A 14,891-nucleotide genomic window follows, 5' to 3' on the forward strand; every position below is an offset into this window, starting at 1 on the left:
GTCAATTGGTCTTTTTTGTTACGCGTAGGGATCGGGAATGGCAAGCCTCGCAAGCGCCGCGCGCTCGATCGCTTCCATCTCCTCGGCCTCGGCGTCGGTCTCGTGATCATGGCCCAGAAGATGCAGCAGGCCATGGATGACGAGATGGGTGATATGGTTCGCCAGCGGCTTGTCTTCCAGTGCGGCCTCACGCGCAACGGTCTCGGAAGCAAGCACGATGTCGCCCAACATCGGCGGCAGCTCGGCGCCTTTCGGAACGGAAAAAGCTGGGAAAGACAGCACGTTGGTCGGCTTGTCCTTGCCGCGCCATTCGGCGTTGAGAGTGCGGATATGGGCGTCGTCGGAAAAAACGACGCTGAGCTCCGAAGCGCCGCTCGCGCCGGTTTCGGCAAAGGCGGCAGCGACGGCCTGATCGACCAGGTGCGCCAGCTCGGCCTCAGGGGGCCAGTCGCCGGCCTCGACGAAAATATCGATGTCGACCGGCGTCTTGCCGCTGGATCCCGGATTTTCAGCCATGGGGCTTGGATCAGCTCTCGGCGCCGAGGCCCCTGGCGAACTTGCCGTCCCGGTCATAGGCCTTGACGATCTCGGCAACCAGTGGATGGCGCACGACATCGCCCTCGTTGAAGCGGACCGTGACTATGCCCGGCACGCCGTCGAGGATGCGCAGCGCCTCGACCAGGCCCGACTTGGTGTTGGGCGGCAGGTCGATCTGGGTCGGATCGCCGGTGACGATCATGCGCGAGTTCTCGCCGAGACGGGTGAGGAACATCTTCATCTGCATCGGCGTGGTGTTCTGCGCCTCGTCGAGGATCACCGCGGCATGCGCCAGCGTGCGGCCGCGCATGAAGGCTAAAGGCGCGATCTCGATGACCTCGGCGGCGATCGCCCGCTCGACCTTGTCGGCCGGCATCATGTCGTATAGCGCGTCGTAGAGGGGCCGCAGATAAGGGTCGACCTTCTCCTTCATGTCGCCGGGCAGGAAGCCGAGCCGCTCGCCGGCTTCGACCGCCGGGCGCGACAGCACGATGCGCTCGACCATGCCGCGCTCGAGCAGCATCGCCGCATGGGCCACCGCCAGATAGGTCTTGCCGGTGCCGGCCGGGCCGATGCCGAAGACCATTTCGGAGCGCTCCAGCGCGCGCATATAGGCGTCCTGGTTGAGCGAGCGGGCATAGATCGTGCGCTTGCGCGTGGCAATCTGGGCGGCCGAAACCTTGCCCTTGCGCTCCATGGTGGGCAGCGTCAGCTGGTCGTCGGCGGCGATCGCCATGCGCACGGCGCCGTCGACGTCGGACTGGCCGATATCGACGCCCTTCTGCAGAATGCCGTAGAGCGTGTCGAGCGCGCGGCGCGCCTGCTCGGCGGCCGAAGCTGTGCCCTTGATCGCAAGCTGGTTACCGCGCGAACGGATATCGACGCCGAGCTTCTGCTCGAGACGGGCCAGATTCTCGTCGAACTGGCCGTATAGGGCGCTGGCAAGCTTGTTGTTGTCGAAGGTCAGTACGATGTGCGCCATGTCGGAGGCCCCGGATGCCTGGTTCTGGGGCGGATTCTTCAGTTCAGCAGCGCTCAACCGTCTCTCCTCATCTGCCGAGGCTTGTGGCTATGCATGTCGTTGTCCCGAAACCGCCAGCACTTTTTGGGCGACATGCATCAGGCCAACTCGGCGAACAGGCTGTTGGGACCTGTCTTCGTGATTCGTACGTCGATAATGTCACCGATTCCGCCGGCCTTGTCGTCAACAATAACAGGCTGCAGCCAGGGCGAGCGGCCGACGATCTGACCGGCATGGCGGCCGGGCTTCTCGATCAGCGTGCTGACGGTGCGGCCGACCAGGCTGGCGATGAATGCCTTCTGCTGCTCGTTGACCAGCGCCTGCAGGCGCTGCAGCCGCTCGTCCTTCACGGCTTCCGACACATGGCCGTCCATCTCGGCGCCCGGCGTGCCGGGACGCGGCGAATATTTGAACGTGAAGGCCGAAGCGTAATTCACCTCGCGCACCAGTTCGAGCGTTGCCTCGAAATCCGCTTCCGTCTCGCCGGGGAAACCGACGATGAAGTCGCCGGACATGGCGATATCGCCGCGGGCGGCGCGGATGCGATCGATGAGGGCCAGATAATCGCGTGCCGTATGCCTGCGGTTCATCGCCTTCAGTATCCGGTCGGAGCCAGACTGCACTGGTAAATGCAGATAGGGCATCAAGGCCGGCAGGTCACGGTGCGCGGCGATCAATTCATCATCCATGTCGCGCGGATGGCTGGTGGTGTAGCGCAGCCGCGCCAGGCCGGGAATTTTCGCCAGGCGGAAGAGCAGGCGGCCGAGGCCCCATTCCTCGCTGTTTTCGCCCTCGCCGTGCCAGGCGTTGACGTTCTGACCGAGCAGCGTCACCTCGCGCACGCCAGCCTCGGCGAGGCGCTCGGCCTCGGCGACGATCTGGGCCACCGGCCGCGAGACTTCGGAGCCGCGCGTATAGGGCACGACGCAGAAGGTGCAGAACTTGTCGCAGCCCTCCTGAACGGTAAGGAAAGCGGTGACGCCGCGCTTTGCCAGCTCGGCGCGCTTCGGCTGCGGCAGATGCTCGAATTTGTCCTCAATGGCGTAGTCGGTCTCGACGATCTTCTCGCCGCCGCGTACCCTCGCCAGCACGTCGGGCAGCCGGTGATAGGTCTGAGGGCCGATGACGAGATCGACGGCCGGCGCACGGCGTATGATTTCCGCCCCTTCGGCCTGCGCCACGCAGCCGGCGACGCCGATCAGCAGCTCACGGCCGGCCTCGGCGCGCTCGGCCTTCATGTCGCGGATGCGGCCAAGCTCCGAATAGACTTTTTCGGCTGCCTTCTCGCGGATGTGGCAGGTGTTGAGCAGCACCAGATCGGCGTCTTCGACGGCGTCGGTGGCGACATAGCCGTCGGCTGCCAGCGCATCGGTCATACGCTGGGAATCATAGACATTCATCTGGCAGCCATAAGTCTTGACGAAGACCTTTTTCGCCGCCCCGGCATGCACCGGCTCGCGCTCAGGCGCGGTGCCGATGTCGTGACTTTCAATCGTGTTCAATTCCATCGGGCGGCTTCTAGCGCCTTTCCGCGACAAAAAACAGCCGATTCCGGCAGGCTACGGCGCCGCGCGTCCGTTTTTCAAGCTATGCGCTGACGACTGGGACGCGGCTCGGCGAGCGCAGCTTGCATCATCTCGCGCACTCTCGCTTCCATCAATCTTGCCGTTTCCTTGCGGTTAGAACCCTTGGAGAAGGGCACCGGATCACCGAAATGCACTTCGGCATCGAGCGAGCCCTCGGCAAGCAAGCCCTTCAAATGCGGCATCAGATCCTGGTCGCCGATCCAGGCGGCGATCGGCCGGTGACGGCGGCCCATCGGCACGCCATGCAGGCGCGTATAAGCGATCGCCACCGGCTGGATGAAGACCTGGTCCGCCGCCCCTTCCGAAATCGCCATCGAGGCAGCGCCGAACAAGGTGCTCTTGAACGGCAGCACCAGATTGCCGTCGCCGGTCGAACCCTCGGCGAACAGCACCATGGCATCGCCCTTGGCCATGCGTCTGGCGATCTCGCTCGCCTGGTCGCCGGAGGTGCGCCTGCGCTCGCGCTCGATGAAGACGGTGCGCTGCAGCTTGGACAGCATGCCGATCATCGGCCAGCCTTCCATGTCGGCCCTGGCGATGAACTTCACATCGACAAAGGAGCCGAGCACCATGATGTCGGTCCAGGAGATGTGGTTGGCCGCGATGAGCAAGGGGCGCTGCTTCGAGAGCGCGCCTTTGACGTGCACGCGCATGCCCAGCGCCTTGAGGATCATGCTGTGCCAGATTTTGAGGACGACCGTCTCCGGCCAAAGCCTCGTCTTCATCGACAGGAGCTGCAGCGGCGCCAGCACCAGCGTGCCGGCGGCGACGAGGCCGAACGCCACGAAAATCCGCAATTTCTTGATCATTCGCTCCGGCCCTATCCCACGGTCTGGCTAGCGAAGATCGCGGCGCATGACAAGCGCGCCGGTCGGGCCGTGCTCGGTCGACCGGTAGTAGTTCGGACGCTGGCCGACCTGACGGAAGCCCAGCCGGCGATAGAGCGCGATGGCCGGCGTATTGGTCTCGTCGACCTCGAGGAACAGCGCCTCGGCGCGCTGCGCATGCAATTCGCGCAGCACCGCATCGATCAATTGCCAGCCAAGCCCCTGGCGCCGATGGGCGCGAGCCACCGCGACCGTAAGGATCTCGCCCTCGCCTGCCGCGAGCCGCGCCAGCACGAAACCGACCGGCGGCTTCGCACCCTGCCCGGTCTCGCGCGCGGCGTAACCGAACACGGTGTCCTGTTCGAGCAGTGCCGCGAACTCGCCATCGGTCCAGGGGCGAACGAAATCCTCGCGATGCAGCACCGCAACGGCGGCGCTGTCGGCCACCGTCAGCGGCTCCAGCGCATAATCCCTGCGGCGCGGCTGAAAGAAAGGGATGCGCATCAGGATTTTTTTCCCTTTGGTGCATGATCTTCTCCAGAACCCGGCTTCCCGGATTCATGGCTCCGCCTTGGCAGAATGAAACCGGCCTGCGGCTTGGCGTCGGCGCCACGCAGATAGAGCGGCTTCGGCTTTGCGCCTGGCCCTTTCGCGGCGGCCAGTCGGGCATAGGTCGCTATGTCGGCTGTGGCAACGGCCGGCCCGGTGTCGAAACCATGTCCGCTCGCCGCGATCAGCGGCGCGGCGGTGCCGGTGAGGACCGCTTTCGCATCGACTGCCATTCCGGTCGCTTGGGAAAGCGTGGCCACCGTTGGTCCGTAAGTCAGAACTAACGCTTCATCGAAAAGCGCCGCATGGAGTTCCTCGCGGCCGGCGTCGAGCGCCGCCAGCACGGCACGGCCGGGAAAGGCATTCGCGGCTTCCGCCGCCAACGCTTCCAGCGTCGTCACGCCGATAGCCGGGATTTTCAGCGCCAGGGCCAAGCCGCGCGCGGTCGAGACGCCGACGCGCAGGCCGGTGAAGGAACCGGGGCCGATCGAGACGGCTACAGCGTCCAAGCCTTGATAGCCGATCCCGCTGGCCTTCAATGCCGCCTCGATGACGGCCATCAGATGCTCGGCATGCCCTTTGCCGAGGTCGAGCACCTGGCGGCCAAGCTCGATGCCAGCGTCAGCGTCGTGTACGCAGGCGGCGCAGAGATTGGCGGCGCAGTCGATGGCGAGCAGCTTCATAGGGCCGGTTAACCACCTGGATCAAAACACATTCCCTGTGCCCGGCATGGCCCGCCGCCGCAAGGGCCACGCCGCATAAATGTTATGCGGCTTGGCTTTAGCGCGACATCAGGAAGCTGGCCTTGACAGCGATCAGCCCGCAGCCGCGATGCGCAGCATGTGGTTGTCCCAGACATAGTCAGGTTCGGCGCGCGACCCGCCCGCACCGCCGACGATCTCGCCAGCGCCGGTCGTTGCCATGAAGTCGGCGCCGTCCGGCGCGAGACCGCAAACTTCGACCAGCGACTTCGTTGCGACAACACGTCCGCTGGCGGCATCGATGACGGCCAGCGAATTACCCTCCGGCGAGGTCACGGCGACGGTGCCGGCATCGGGATTGGCGGCAACCGAGCCGATATAGTTGCGGAAGCCCGACAGCACGTCCTGCGGCATTTCCAAAAGCTGGAGCTCCTTGCCGCGCGCGGCGCGGCCGACCAGCGCCGGCCGGTCGATCGCCGGCCCGCGATATTGGCAGCCGAACCAGACGGTGCCCGCCTGGTCGCGGTCCATGTGACGGATCGACAGCTGATGCAGCGCCGGCGGCAATTCGTGCTTTTCGATCAGGTCGCCAGTGATGCGGTCGACCAGCGTGTAGGAAGGCTTCATCGTTGCGATGTTGAGCTCGGCGCGGCCGAAATCCGGATGCGTTTCGATGCCGCCATTGGCGATGGCGAGCGTCCTGCCGTCGGCGAGCAGCAGCAGTTCGTGCGGACCCATGCCGTAGGTCGGGAACTCGCCGGCGCGGCTGAACTTCGCCCGTGCGTCATAGACGCCGACGACGCCGGTGGCGTTGTCGAAATCATTTTCCGTTGCATAGAGCAGCGCGCCGTCGGGCGAGAACACGCCGTGACCGAAGAAGTGCCGGCCGGCGATGCTGGCGATGGTCAAAGGCTTCTCGCGGCCGGTGTGGTCGAAGACCATCGCGAAGATGCCGGGCTGGCGGGCGAAGACGATCGAGCGTTTCGACACCGGATCGAACGCGACGTCGTGGCCACGGTCGGGCAGATCGAGCGTGTGCAGGATCTTGCCGGCCTCGGAGAGCACGGCGGCGCCGAAGCTGCCGTCGCGCCTGACGAAGGCCGTGGCGAAGACGGCGTCCGTTGCAAGCGTCTCCGCCCAGGCGCGCGGCGCCATCGCGGCGGCGAAGCCGGCGCCGGCGGCACGCAGAAAGTCGCGGCGATCGATGAGCGGCGTCGTCACGGCGTCAATCACCATCCAGCGACGAAAAGCCGGCGGTCAGGCCAAACTCGGCGGTCATCCTGGTGCCGATCAGGGTCGAGAGGCTGGAGGTGATCAGCGCGAGATGCTCGAGCTTGTCGCGTAGCGCCGGATCGGCGAGCGCCTTGTCGATCGGGCCGCTAACAGACTTCGCCGTCGCCACGCCGTTGGTCAGCTGGATGTGGATGGATTCGGCCATCCACCGCGCATCGGCGGGCAGCGCATCGCCAAGCTTCGAGCCCTGAAACAGCTTGTCGATGCCGGACAGATTTCCGGCCAGCGAATTCAGCGTGTTCTGCGAGCGCCAGTAGATCGCCTGCTTCGGCTTGTCAGCATCGGGCTTCGCGCCAAGAAAACCCTTGAGCCGCACGTCGCGGATCATTTCCAGCTCATTGATAAAAACGCCGACCAGTTCCGTCACCGCTTCGGTGCCATCACGATAGAGCGGGTTCTTCGGCCCCGGATTGGCCCAAAGCGAGGCAAAACCATCGGGCTTGCTCCACGCTTCGCGGACCTCGCCGGCCATCGCCTGGATGTTGCTGGCCACCGCCGCGCCGTAGGCGCAGCGATAGGGATCGTCCTTATTGGCAAGGGTTTCGGCGCCATCGCCGAACAGCACATATTCCAATGCACCGAGGCCCTGCATGGCAACGCTCTTTCCCGCGAGTTGCGCCGGATCGGCGGCGGATGGATCCTTGGCAACGAGGGTCGACTGCACCTGCCTCAATCCGATGCTCTTGCGGTCCGGCCAGTACAGCATGCGCTCCAGTCGGTTGTTTTCCTTAATGGGCCCGAAGGCGATGATCTCGGCCACCGACCAGGCTTCGACTGTGGCGGAAAACTCGGTACGCGCCGCGTCGAGATTTTGCTGGGACGGCGCATTGCAGAGCTGGCGCATCGCGTGGGTCAGGGTCCCGGCATGATCGTCGAGGCTGGCGTAGGCCGGGCGGACGAAGCCGTCGATCGCGCGGCCGATGACATCGGAGGCTTTGACCGCGGCCTGGGCCGGCAAGGCCGCGGCCAGCAAGAAAGGAAGGGCAAGCGCGGCGGCACGTCGGTTAAACATCAGAGCGACTCCAGGAATTTGATCAGCGCATCGCGGTCGGCCGCAGCTGCGCCGGCAAAGCGGTCGCGCGCCTTCTGGCCCTCGCCGCCATGCCACAGGATCGCCTCTTCGAGCGTCCGCGCGCGGCCGTCATGCAGATAGAAGCTGTTGCCATTGACCGTGGCGGTCAGGCCGATGCCCCAGAGCGGCGGCGTGCGCCATGCGCTGCCGCTCGCTTCCCCCACGCGCTGCCCGTCGGCGAGACCCTCGCCCATGTCGTGCAGCAGGAAATCGGAATAGGGCCAGATCAGTTGGAAGGCTTGCGCCTTGTTGGGCGTGCCGCGCATGGTGACGAATTTCGGCGTGTGGCAGGAAATGCAGCCCATCTCGTAGAACTGCTTCTTGCCGGAAAGAACCTCCGGCTTGTCGAGGTCGCGCCGCGCCGGCACAGCGAGGTTCTGCGAATAGAAGGTGACGAGGTCCATGACCGGGGGCGGCGCTTCCGCCGCGCCCAGGCGCTCTTGGACGCCATTCGGCAGGGTAAGGCACGCCTTCTCAGCCTCGGTGCAATCGCCCCAATGCTTCGGCACTTCAGGCGTCGAGATGCCGATATCGCCGGCAAAGGCATCGGCGGCCTGCTGCCGGATCGATGCGGCCTGAGCTTTCCAGCCGAAGCGGCCCAAAGTTATCGCGCCGCTCAACTCCTCGCGAACTATGTTCGGCCGGCCGGAGATGCCGTCGCTGTCGCGGTCATGCGGATCGGCAAGGGCAAGGATGTCGGCCGGGGCGATCTCCTCGATCAGTCCGAGCCCGATCATTGGCGGCGTCAGGCGCGGCGACAACGTCGTGCGCGGGTCGAGCGGGCCATATCCCAGATTCTCGACCGAGTAGCGGGGCTTGCGCAGCAAAACGACGGCACCGTCGCCCAGCGTGACCTTCTCTTCCGAATAGTCGATGCGCATGTGGCCTTCACCCTTGAGGCCGGGAACGGCCAGATCCTGCAATTGCGAGCCATAGACAGGATCGGGGAAATTCGGCAGCTTGTGGTCGGCAAGTTCGGCTCTCTCCTCGGCATTGCTTGCATCGCGCGCCAGCCGCAAGAACATCGAGGTCGAGCCTGTGCCGCTTCCCGGCGGACGGCCGCGACCATCCTTCAGATGGCAGTTCTGGCATGCGCGTTCGTTGAACAGCGGCCCGAGCCCGTCGGACGCCTGGGTCGATGACGGCGACGACACCCAGTTCTTGCGAAACAGCGCATTGCCGAGCTTGAAGGTCCCTTCCTCCTCAAAGGTGATGTTGGCGGAAGGCTGCGAGAAGGCGTCGCGGTTGACGTCCTTCCTCGACGTGCCGGCGCCGCCCTGCATCAGCTCGAACGGTTCGGGCTTTGTAAAGTCGGTCGTAGGCTTGGTGACCGCCAACACCCGCGCCTGATCCTCCGGCGTCAGATCTGTGCGGCTCGTCGGCAGACCCGCCGGCTCGCCCGCCATGGCGGGAGCAGAAAGCGTGATTGCCAGCAGGAGCGTGGCACCGCGCCAGATCCGGTATCGCGGGTTCCTCGGGAGCAGCAGGCCGGCTATCTCGGCCCGCCATGAGCGGCGCGAAAAATCTATCGGGCGCCGCATTCCCGCATGTCCTTACTCCGCCTCGTTGGCCGAGTCGGCGTTGAGCTGGCCGTACTTTTCCTCGCCGATCGAGGCGAGCAGGTCGAGCTGACTCTCCAGGAAGTCGATGTGGCCTTCCTCGTCCGTCAGCAGATCCTCGAACAGTTTCATCGACACATAGTCGCCCGCATCCTGGCAAATCTCGCGCGAGCGCTTGTAGGAGGTGCGCGCGTCATATTCGCCGGCGAGATCGGATTCGAGCACTTCCTTTACATTCTGGCCGATACGCAACGGCGCGACCGACTGCAGGTTCGGATGGCCTTCGAGGAAGATGATGCGGGCAACCAGCCGGTCGGCGTGATGCATTTCTTCGATCGATTCCGCCCGCTCCTTCTTCGCCAGCTTGGTGTAGCCCCAGTCTTCGAGCAGACGATAATGGACCCAGTACTGATTGACGGCACCAAGCTCCAGAAACAGGGCTTCGTTAAGCCGCTCGATGACCTGCGGTTCGCCTTTCATGGGTTCTGCTCCCGAATTGGCCGCGCAGTCCTCTGACGCGGTCCAGGTGTGAAACGATATCCGCGCCGCTCCCCTCTGAACGGGCGTGGTAATTCTCGGTGACCCGAATGATCGTTTCCACCACATTTGGAAAGCAGCCGCAACAGCGGCCGCGCTTGCGCATGGCATGATAGACCTTGGCCGGCACGATAAGCTGCCAGGGATCTTCATCCAGCAGACCGATGATCGTCTGCTCGATCTCCTTCTCGGTGATGATGTTGCAATGGCAGATCAGCATTCACTTGCTCTGGCTGGCGGCACTGTTCTGGCGCCGTTTGGCTTGTTTCTCAATTGAGCATGATCTTGTCCAAAAACCGGCTTCCACTTTTTGGGATCATGCTCGGGTGCTACTTGAACACCTTGTCCGGAGCATCAAGGCTGTCGGAGCCCTCGAACGCGATGGCATTGAGCTTGAGTGAGCCGACCGCGCGTTCGATCGACTTGGTCTGGTCGATCAGCGCGTCGATCGCCGCCTGCACCGTGGCGTTGCCTTCCGCATTGCCCTCGGCGATCTGCTGGTCATAGGCCTCGCCGGCCAGCGCCCGCGCCTTGATCGCTTCCATCTTGGCGACCGAAGTATCGAGCTTGTCCGACAGTTCCTTGTCGATCGCCGGATCGGCCACCTTCATCATGTCCGACACCGACGGGCCGGAAACCACGGTGCCGTCGAGACGCGTATAGTTGGCGTGATAGGCGGCGCGGATGCCGATCGCATCATAGAGATGCGAGTTGTAGGTGTTGTCCGAGAAGCAGTCCTGCTCCTCCTCCGGATCGTGCAGCAAAAGGCCGAGCTTCATGCGCTCGCCGGCCAGTTCACCATAGGAGAGCGATCCCATGCCGGTGAGGATGGTGGAGATGCCGGAATTCGGCTCGCCATCGACGAGGGTCTTGCGCGCGGCGCCGTCTTCCTTCCAGTTGTTGACCATCTCCTGCAGGTCGGAGACCAGAAGGTCGCTTGCCGACTTCAGATATTCCGCGCGGCGGTCGCAATTGCCGCCAGTGCAGTTCTTGAGATCGTAGTCGGTGTACGGGCGCTCGCCGGCGCCTGGACCGGTGCCGTGCAAATCCTGGCCCCAAAGCAGGAATTCGATGGCGTGATAGCCGGTCGCGACATTGGCCTCGACGCCGCCGGCTTCCTGCAGCGTGCCTGACAGGAACTCCGGCGTCAGCTTCGAGGCGTCGACCTTCTTGCCGTTGATCTCGATCTCCTTGTTCGCAATGACGTTCGCCGTATAGAGCGAGTTCTCGTCCGACTCGGTGCCGTAGCTCTTGGCGACATAGTCGATCAGGCCTTCGTCCAGCGGCCAGGAATTCACCTTGCCTTCCCAGTCGTCCACGATCTTGTTGCCGAAGCGGTAGACCTCGGTCTGCTGGTAAGGCACGCGCGCCGCCTTCCAGGCGTCGCGTGCAGCGTTGAGCGTCTCTGCCGAGGGCTTGGCGAGAAGCGCGTCGACGGCCTTGTCGAGCGCCTCAGCCGTGATCAGCGAATCCTCGTATTTGGCGAGCGCGATGTCGGCATAGGTCTTGATCACCGCCTTCGCATCGGTTTCGGCCTTCGCCGGCAGCACGAACACGGCCGCCGTCAGCGCCGCGGTGGCGCCGATCGCGGCAAGCCTGGTGCCCCAACGTAGCGCAATAGTTCGCGGCGTGATTATCGCTTTCATCAATCCCATCTCCTCAAAAATTCAATGACATAGGCATGCGGCCGCCGGCGCGCGGCGCCAGCGCAAGCACGAATGACCGGAAAGGCAAAGTTGCCGCGCAATGGCGCGGCCAATCAGCAAAAGACACCGAAATGCCTCCAATCGAAAGGGTTCAAGGCCCAGACATCAAAGGAATGCGCCAGCGGCGCAGCCCTCCATAAAGCGGCGGAGCGGCTGGAAGTCAACTGGCGGTACAGAGAAAATTCAATTGAAACAACAGTTTAGAATTATTCTAAACTGGAATTATCAACTTTAAGGCGGCGCATGCGGCGGATATCCGGATTGACAGGCGGCCATCCTGGGTGCGACCCGGACCACGGCTCTTGCGGCGGCGGCAGACAATCGCCACTTGGCGGAAGATCCTAGATTTGAAGGCAAAAAGGGCTGCGATGAAGAACGGGGTGGTCATTGTCGGTGCGGGTCATGCGGGCGTGCAGGCGGCCGCTAGCCTGCGTGAGGAAGGCTATGACGGGCCTGTCATCCTGATCGGCGACGAGAACGAGCCGCCCTATCACAAGCCGCCGCTGTCCAAGACCTTCATCAAGGATGCCGACGCCAAGCCGCAGCCTTTGCGCGGCGAGGCCTTCTATTCCGGCAATGCCATCGACTACCGGCCGGGCGTTTGGATCGACAGGATCGATGGTGGCGAGCGCAGGCTGGACGTTTCCGGCGGCGGCACAATTGCCTTCGACCGGCTGGTGCTGGCCACCGGCTCGCGGCCGCGCCTCCTCAAGCTCGATGGCGCGGAGCTCGCCGGCGTGGTGTCGCTGCGCTCGCTGGCCGATGCGCGGCTGATCCGCGAGTTGAGCGCGCAGAGCGGAGAGGTCGTCATCCTCGGCGGCGGCTTCATCGGCCTCGAAATCGCAGCGACGCTGAGGGCCGCCGGCCGCAGGGTCACCGTCGTCGAGGCGCTCGACAGGCTTCTCGGCCGCGCCGTGGCGCCGGCAATCGCGGCGCATGTGCGCCAGCGCCTGGAGGCGATGGGCGTGCGCCTGCTCACCGGCACCACGGTTGCCCGTCTGGAAGGCGAAGGCGGCCGCGTTTCGGCCGCGATCACGTCAAGCGGCGAGCGCCTGCCGGCGCAACTGGTGATCATCGGCATCGGCGTGGTGCCCAATGTCGAGCTGGCCGAAGCCGCCGGCATCGCGATCGCCAACGGCATCCGCGTCGACCAGCATATGCAGAGCTCGATCCCGGAAATCCTCGCCGTCGGCGATGCCGCCTCCTACCGGCACTGGTTCACCGGCGGCGACGTGCGGCTGGAATCGGTGCAGAACGCCACCGACCAGGCGCGGCTTGCCGCGCGCACCATCGTCGGCCATGCCGAACCCTTCGCGGCCGTGCCTTGGTTCTGGTCGGATATCGGCGACATGAAGTTGCAGATGGTCGGCCTGACGCAAGGCGGCGACAGCCATGTCGTGATGGGCGAGCCGGCCGAGAACAGGTTCTCGATCTACCACTATGCCGGCAACCGGCTGCTGGGCATCGAATCCGTCAACCGCCCGGCCGACCACATGCTCGGCCGCAAGATGCTCGGCGCCGGCTTCTCGCCCGCGCCTCACACCGTGGCAGCCGGGCCGGATGCGCTGAAGGCGGCGCTTGCGGCCTTCAGCCAGGACGAGCCGGCAAGGGCCAGCGCGTAGAGATTGCCAATTTTTGCCATCAGCCTTACATTGGTTGAATGAGCACGATGAATATCTCACTGCCCGACAGCTTGAAGCATTTTGTCGATCAGCAGGTGACGGAGCGCGGCTACGGCACGAGCAGCGAATATGTGCGTGAATTGATTCGCCACGATCAGGATCGTCAGCGTTTGCGCGGTCTGCTTCTTGAAGGCGCTTCGTCCGCGCCAGGCGCTCCTGTCGGTGACGACTATTTCGCGGCGCTGCGCAAGCGAGCGCTGGGCCAATAATTGGTTGCCGTAAAGGCAATTATTCCTCGTGCCCTTGCCTTGCGGGATATCGAAGACACTGTCGATTATTATGCACGCGAAGCTGGTTCGCACGTGGCGCTAGCCTATGTCGAGGATCTTCAAACTGCCTACAAAGTGATAGCCAACCATCCTGCATCGGGCTCGCTGAGATATAGCTATGCGATTGGACTACCCGGTCTGCGCAGTGTGCAATTGAAGCGCTATCCGTACCTGATTTTCTATGTCGAACAGGCCGATCATATCGATGTGTGGCGGGTCCTGCACGCCAAAATGGATATTCCAGCCTGGTTACAGAATCCGAACTCCTGACGGCGAGTTGCCGCACCGGCCTGGGCCGCCAGGAGAATCATTCGCACTATCCGCCCCTTAGGCCGCGCGCGCCTCGCGGATCGAGGTCTCCAATATATCCAGCGCCTCCGTCATGACGCCGTCCTGGATGGTGATTGGCGACAGGAAGCGGATGACGTTGCCGTAGACGCCGCAGGTGAGCAGGATGAGGCCCTTGTCGAGCGCCTTCAGCCGCACCGCATTGGCTAATTCCGCCGAGGGCAGGCCCTTCTTCACATCATTGAACTCGACGGCGTTCATGAAGCCCGGGCCGCGGATGTCGACGATCTCCGGCACGTCCTCGCGGATCGACGCCAGCCGCTGCTTCAGCCTGGCGCCGAGCGCGTTGGCGCGCTCGCACAGTTTTTCTTCCTCGATGACGTCGAGCACGGCATGCGCCGCGGCGACGCCGATCGGGCTGCCGCCATAGGTGCCGCCGAGCCCGCCCGGTCCAGGCGCGTCCATGATCTCGGCGCGGCCGGTGACGGCCGACAGCGGGAACCCGCCGGCGAGGCTCTTGGCCATGGTGGTGAGATCCGGCGCCACGTCATGGTGCTCCATCGCGAACATCTTGCCGGTGCGGGCAAAGCCGGTCTGCACCTCGTCGGCGACAAGAAGGATGCCGTGCTGGTCGCAGGTCTTGCGCAGTGCCGTCATGAAATCGCGCGGCGCCTCGTAGAAGCCGCCCTCGCCCTGCACCGGCTCGACGATGATGGCCGCGACCCTGGCCGGATCGACATCGGCCTTGAACAGCTTGTCGAGCGCTGCAAGCGAATCCGCGACCGACACGCCGTGCAGCGCGACCGGGAACGGCGCATGGAAGACATCGGCCGGCATGGCGCCGAAGCCAACCTTGTAAGGCACGACCTTGCCGGTCAGCGCCATGCCCATGAAGGTGCGGCCGTGGAAGCCGCCGGAAAAGGCGATGACCGCCTGGCGACCGGTGGCGTTGCGCGCGATCTTGATGGCGTTCTCGACCGCCTCGGCGCCAGTGGTGACGAAGACGGTCCTCTTGTCGAACTTGCCGGGCAGCATGCCGTTCAGGCGCTCGGCGAGGCGCACATAGCTCTCGTAAGGAACGACCTGATGGCAAGTGTGGGTGAAGCGGTCGAGCTGCGCCTTGACCGCCTCGATCACTTTCGGATGGCGGTGACCCGTGTTGACCACCGCAATGCCCGACGAGAAGTCGATGTAGCGGCGGCCCTCGACGTCCCAGATTTCCGAATTCTCGGCACGATCGGCGTAGATCTGCGTGGTCATGCCG

General features: G+C 64.2%; 16 protein-coding genes. 3 read left to right on the top strand and 13 right to left on the bottom strand.

Annotated features, from left to right (window positions below; translation table 11 throughout):
- Positions 1–18: 18 nt before the first annotated feature.
- From ybeY to EOA49_RS16155, 12 genes are all read right to left on the bottom strand, one after another.
- Positions 19–516, bottom strand: a complete 498-nt coding sequence (ybeY, locus tag EOA49_RS16100) for an rRNA maturation RNase YbeY (protein ID WP_066996319.1) — start codon at positions 514–516, stop codon at positions 19–21.
- Between the two features lie 10 nt (positions 517–526).
- On the bottom strand, positions 527–1,519 hold the full coding sequence (locus EOA49_RS16105) for a PhoH family protein (RefSeq protein WP_245299624.1): 993 nt from the start codon (positions 1,517–1,519) through the stop codon (positions 527–529).
- A 137-nt stretch (positions 1,520–1,656) separates the two neighbouring features.
- The gene (miaB, locus tag EOA49_RS16110) at positions 1,657–3,066 is read right to left on the bottom strand and encodes a tRNA (N6-isopentenyl adenosine(37)-C2)-methylthiotransferase MiaB (protein WP_127239962.1); all 1,410 of its coding nucleotides are present in this window, start codon (positions 3,064–3,066) and stop codon (positions 1,657–1,659) included.
- A gap of 74 nt (positions 3,067–3,140) precedes the next feature.
- A complete protein-coding gene (locus EOA49_RS16115) occupies positions 3,141–3,953 on the bottom strand; it encodes a lysophospholipid acyltransferase family protein (RefSeq protein ID WP_095824236.1) in 813 nt (270 codons plus the stop codon).
- A 27-nt stretch (positions 3,954–3,980) separates the two neighbouring features.
- The gene (gene rimI, locus EOA49_RS16120; RefSeq protein ID WP_095777510.1) at positions 3,981–4,475 is read right to left on the bottom strand and encodes a ribosomal protein S18-alanine N-acetyltransferase; all 495 of its coding nucleotides are present in this window, start codon (positions 4,473–4,475) and stop codon (positions 3,981–3,983) included.
- The gene (gene tsaB / locus EOA49_RS16125; protein WP_127239961.1) at positions 4,475–5,203 is read right to left on the bottom strand and encodes a tRNA (adenosine(37)-N6)-threonylcarbamoyltransferase complex dimerization subunit type 1 TsaB; all 729 of its coding nucleotides are present in this window, start codon (positions 5,201–5,203) and stop codon (positions 4,475–4,477) included. Before tsaB ends, rimI begins: the two co-directional genes overlap by 1 nt.
- A 132-nt stretch (positions 5,204–5,335) precedes the next feature.
- A complete protein-coding gene (locus tag EOA49_RS16130; protein ID WP_127239960.1) occupies positions 5,336–6,442 on the bottom strand; it encodes a DUF1513 domain-containing protein in 1,107 nt (368 codons plus the stop codon).
- Between the two features lie 4 nt (positions 6,443–6,446).
- The gene (locus EOA49_RS16135; protein ID WP_127214992.1) at positions 6,447–7,526 is read right to left on the bottom strand and encodes an imelysin family protein; all 1,080 of its coding nucleotides are present in this window, start codon (positions 7,524–7,526) and stop codon (positions 6,447–6,449) included.
- The gene (locus EOA49_RS16140; protein ID WP_127239959.1) at positions 7,526–9,127 is read right to left on the bottom strand and encodes a di-heme oxidoredictase family protein; all 1,602 of its coding nucleotides are present in this window, start codon (positions 9,125–9,127) and stop codon (positions 7,526–7,528) included. Before EOA49_RS16140 ends, EOA49_RS16135 begins: the two co-directional genes overlap by 1 nt.
- A gap of 12 nt (positions 9,128–9,139) precedes the next feature.
- A complete protein-coding gene (gene bfr / locus EOA49_RS16145) occupies positions 9,140–9,625 on the bottom strand; it encodes a bacterioferritin (RefSeq protein ID WP_067324504.1) in 486 nt (161 codons plus the stop codon).
- Positions 9,591–9,902: a (2Fe-2S)-binding protein gene (locus tag EOA49_RS16150; RefSeq protein ID WP_066996295.1), complete on the bottom strand. Its 312-nt coding sequence runs from the start codon at positions 9,900–9,902 to the stop codon at positions 9,591–9,593. Before EOA49_RS16150 ends, bfr begins: the two co-directional genes overlap by 35 nt.
- 109 nt (positions 9,903–10,011) lie before the next feature.
- The gene (locus EOA49_RS16155) at positions 10,012–11,328 is read right to left on the bottom strand and encodes an imelysin family protein (protein WP_067324502.1); all 1,317 of its coding nucleotides are present in this window, start codon (positions 11,326–11,328) and stop codon (positions 10,012–10,014) included.
- Positions 11,329–11,756: 428 nt separating this feature from the next.
- Between EOA49_RS16155 and EOA49_RS16165 the strand changes: the two genes are divergently transcribed.
- The 3 genes from EOA49_RS16165 to EOA49_RS16175 are packed head-to-tail and all read left to right on the top strand — an operon-like array spanning position 11,757 to position 13,609.
- Complete coding sequence (locus tag EOA49_RS16165; RefSeq protein WP_127243249.1) at positions 11,757–13,010, top strand: FAD-dependent oxidoreductase; 1,254 nt, start codon at positions 11,757–11,759, stop codon at positions 13,008–13,010.
- A gap of 38 nt (positions 13,011–13,048) precedes the next feature.
- A complete protein-coding gene (locus EOA49_RS16170) occupies positions 13,049–13,279 on the top strand; it encodes a type II toxin-antitoxin system ParD family antitoxin (protein ID WP_067324498.1) in 231 nt (76 codons plus the stop codon).
- Positions 13,280–13,609: a type II toxin-antitoxin system RelE/ParE family toxin gene (locus tag EOA49_RS16175; protein WP_067324496.1), complete on the top strand. Its 330-nt coding sequence runs from the start codon at positions 13,280–13,282 to the stop codon at positions 13,607–13,609.
- 57 nt (positions 13,610–13,666) lie between these two features.
- On the opposite strand, the gene EOA49_RS16180 is transcribed toward EOA49_RS16175, so the two are convergent.
- A partial coding sequence (locus EOA49_RS16180) for a 4-aminobutyrate--2-oxoglutarate transaminase (RefSeq protein WP_127243250.1) occupies positions 13,667–14,891 on the bottom strand: 1,225 nt, incomplete at its 5' end.

Source organism: Mesorhizobium sp. M1A.F.Ca.IN.020.04.1.1, from assembly GCF_003997315.1.
Classification (GTDB): Bacteria; Pseudomonadota; Alphaproteobacteria; order Rhizobiales; family Rhizobiaceae; genus Mesorhizobium.

Excerpts from the sequence above, each read along its gene's own strand:
- EOA49_RS16150 (WP_066996295.1), bottom strand. The coding sequence starts at position 9,902 with ATGCTGATCTGCCATTGCAACATCATCACCGAGAAGGAGATCGAGCAG.
- ybeY (WP_066996319.1), bottom strand. The coding sequence starts at position 516 with ATGGCTGAAAATCCGGGATCCAGCGGCAAGACGCCGGTCGACATCGAT.
- miaB (WP_127239962.1), bottom strand. The coding sequence starts at position 3,066 with ATGGAATTGAACACGATTGAAAGTCACGACATCGGCACCGCGCCTGAG.
- EOA49_RS16140 (WP_127239959.1), bottom strand. The coding sequence starts at position 9,127 with ATGCGGCGCCCGATAGATTTTTCGCGCCGCTCATGGCGGGCCGAGATA.
- EOA49_RS16165 (WP_127243249.1), top strand. The coding sequence starts at position 11,757 with ATGAAGAACGGGGTGGTCATTGTCGGTGCGGGTCATGCGGGCGTGCAG.
- EOA49_RS16105 (WP_245299624.1), bottom strand. The coding sequence starts at position 1,519 with ATGGCGCACATCGTACTGACCTTCGACAACAACAAGCTTGCCAGCGCC.
- rimI (WP_095777510.1), bottom strand. The coding sequence starts at position 4,475 with ATGCGCATCCCTTTCTTTCAGCCGCGCCGCAGGGATTATGCGCTGGAG.
- EOA49_RS16155 (WP_067324502.1), bottom strand. The coding sequence starts at position 11,328 with ATGAAAGCGATAATCACGCCGCGAACTATTGCGCTACGTTGGGGCACC.
- EOA49_RS16135 (WP_127214992.1), bottom strand. The coding sequence starts at position 7,526 with ATGTTTAACCGACGTGCCGCCGCGCTTGCCCTTCCTTTCTTGCTGGCC.
- bfr (WP_067324504.1), bottom strand. The coding sequence starts at position 9,625 with ATGAAAGGCGAACCGCAGGTCATCGAGCGGCTTAACGAAGCCCTGTTT.
- EOA49_RS16115 (WP_095824236.1), bottom strand. The coding sequence starts at position 3,953 with ATGATCAAGAAATTGCGGATTTTCGTGGCGTTCGGCCTCGTCGCCGCC.
- EOA49_RS16170 (WP_067324498.1), top strand. The coding sequence starts at position 13,049 with ATGAGCACGATGAATATCTCACTGCCCGACAGCTTGAAGCATTTTGTC.
- tsaB (WP_127239961.1), bottom strand. The coding sequence starts at position 5,203 with ATGAAGCTGCTCGCCATCGACTGCGCCGCCAATCTCTGCGCCGCCTGC.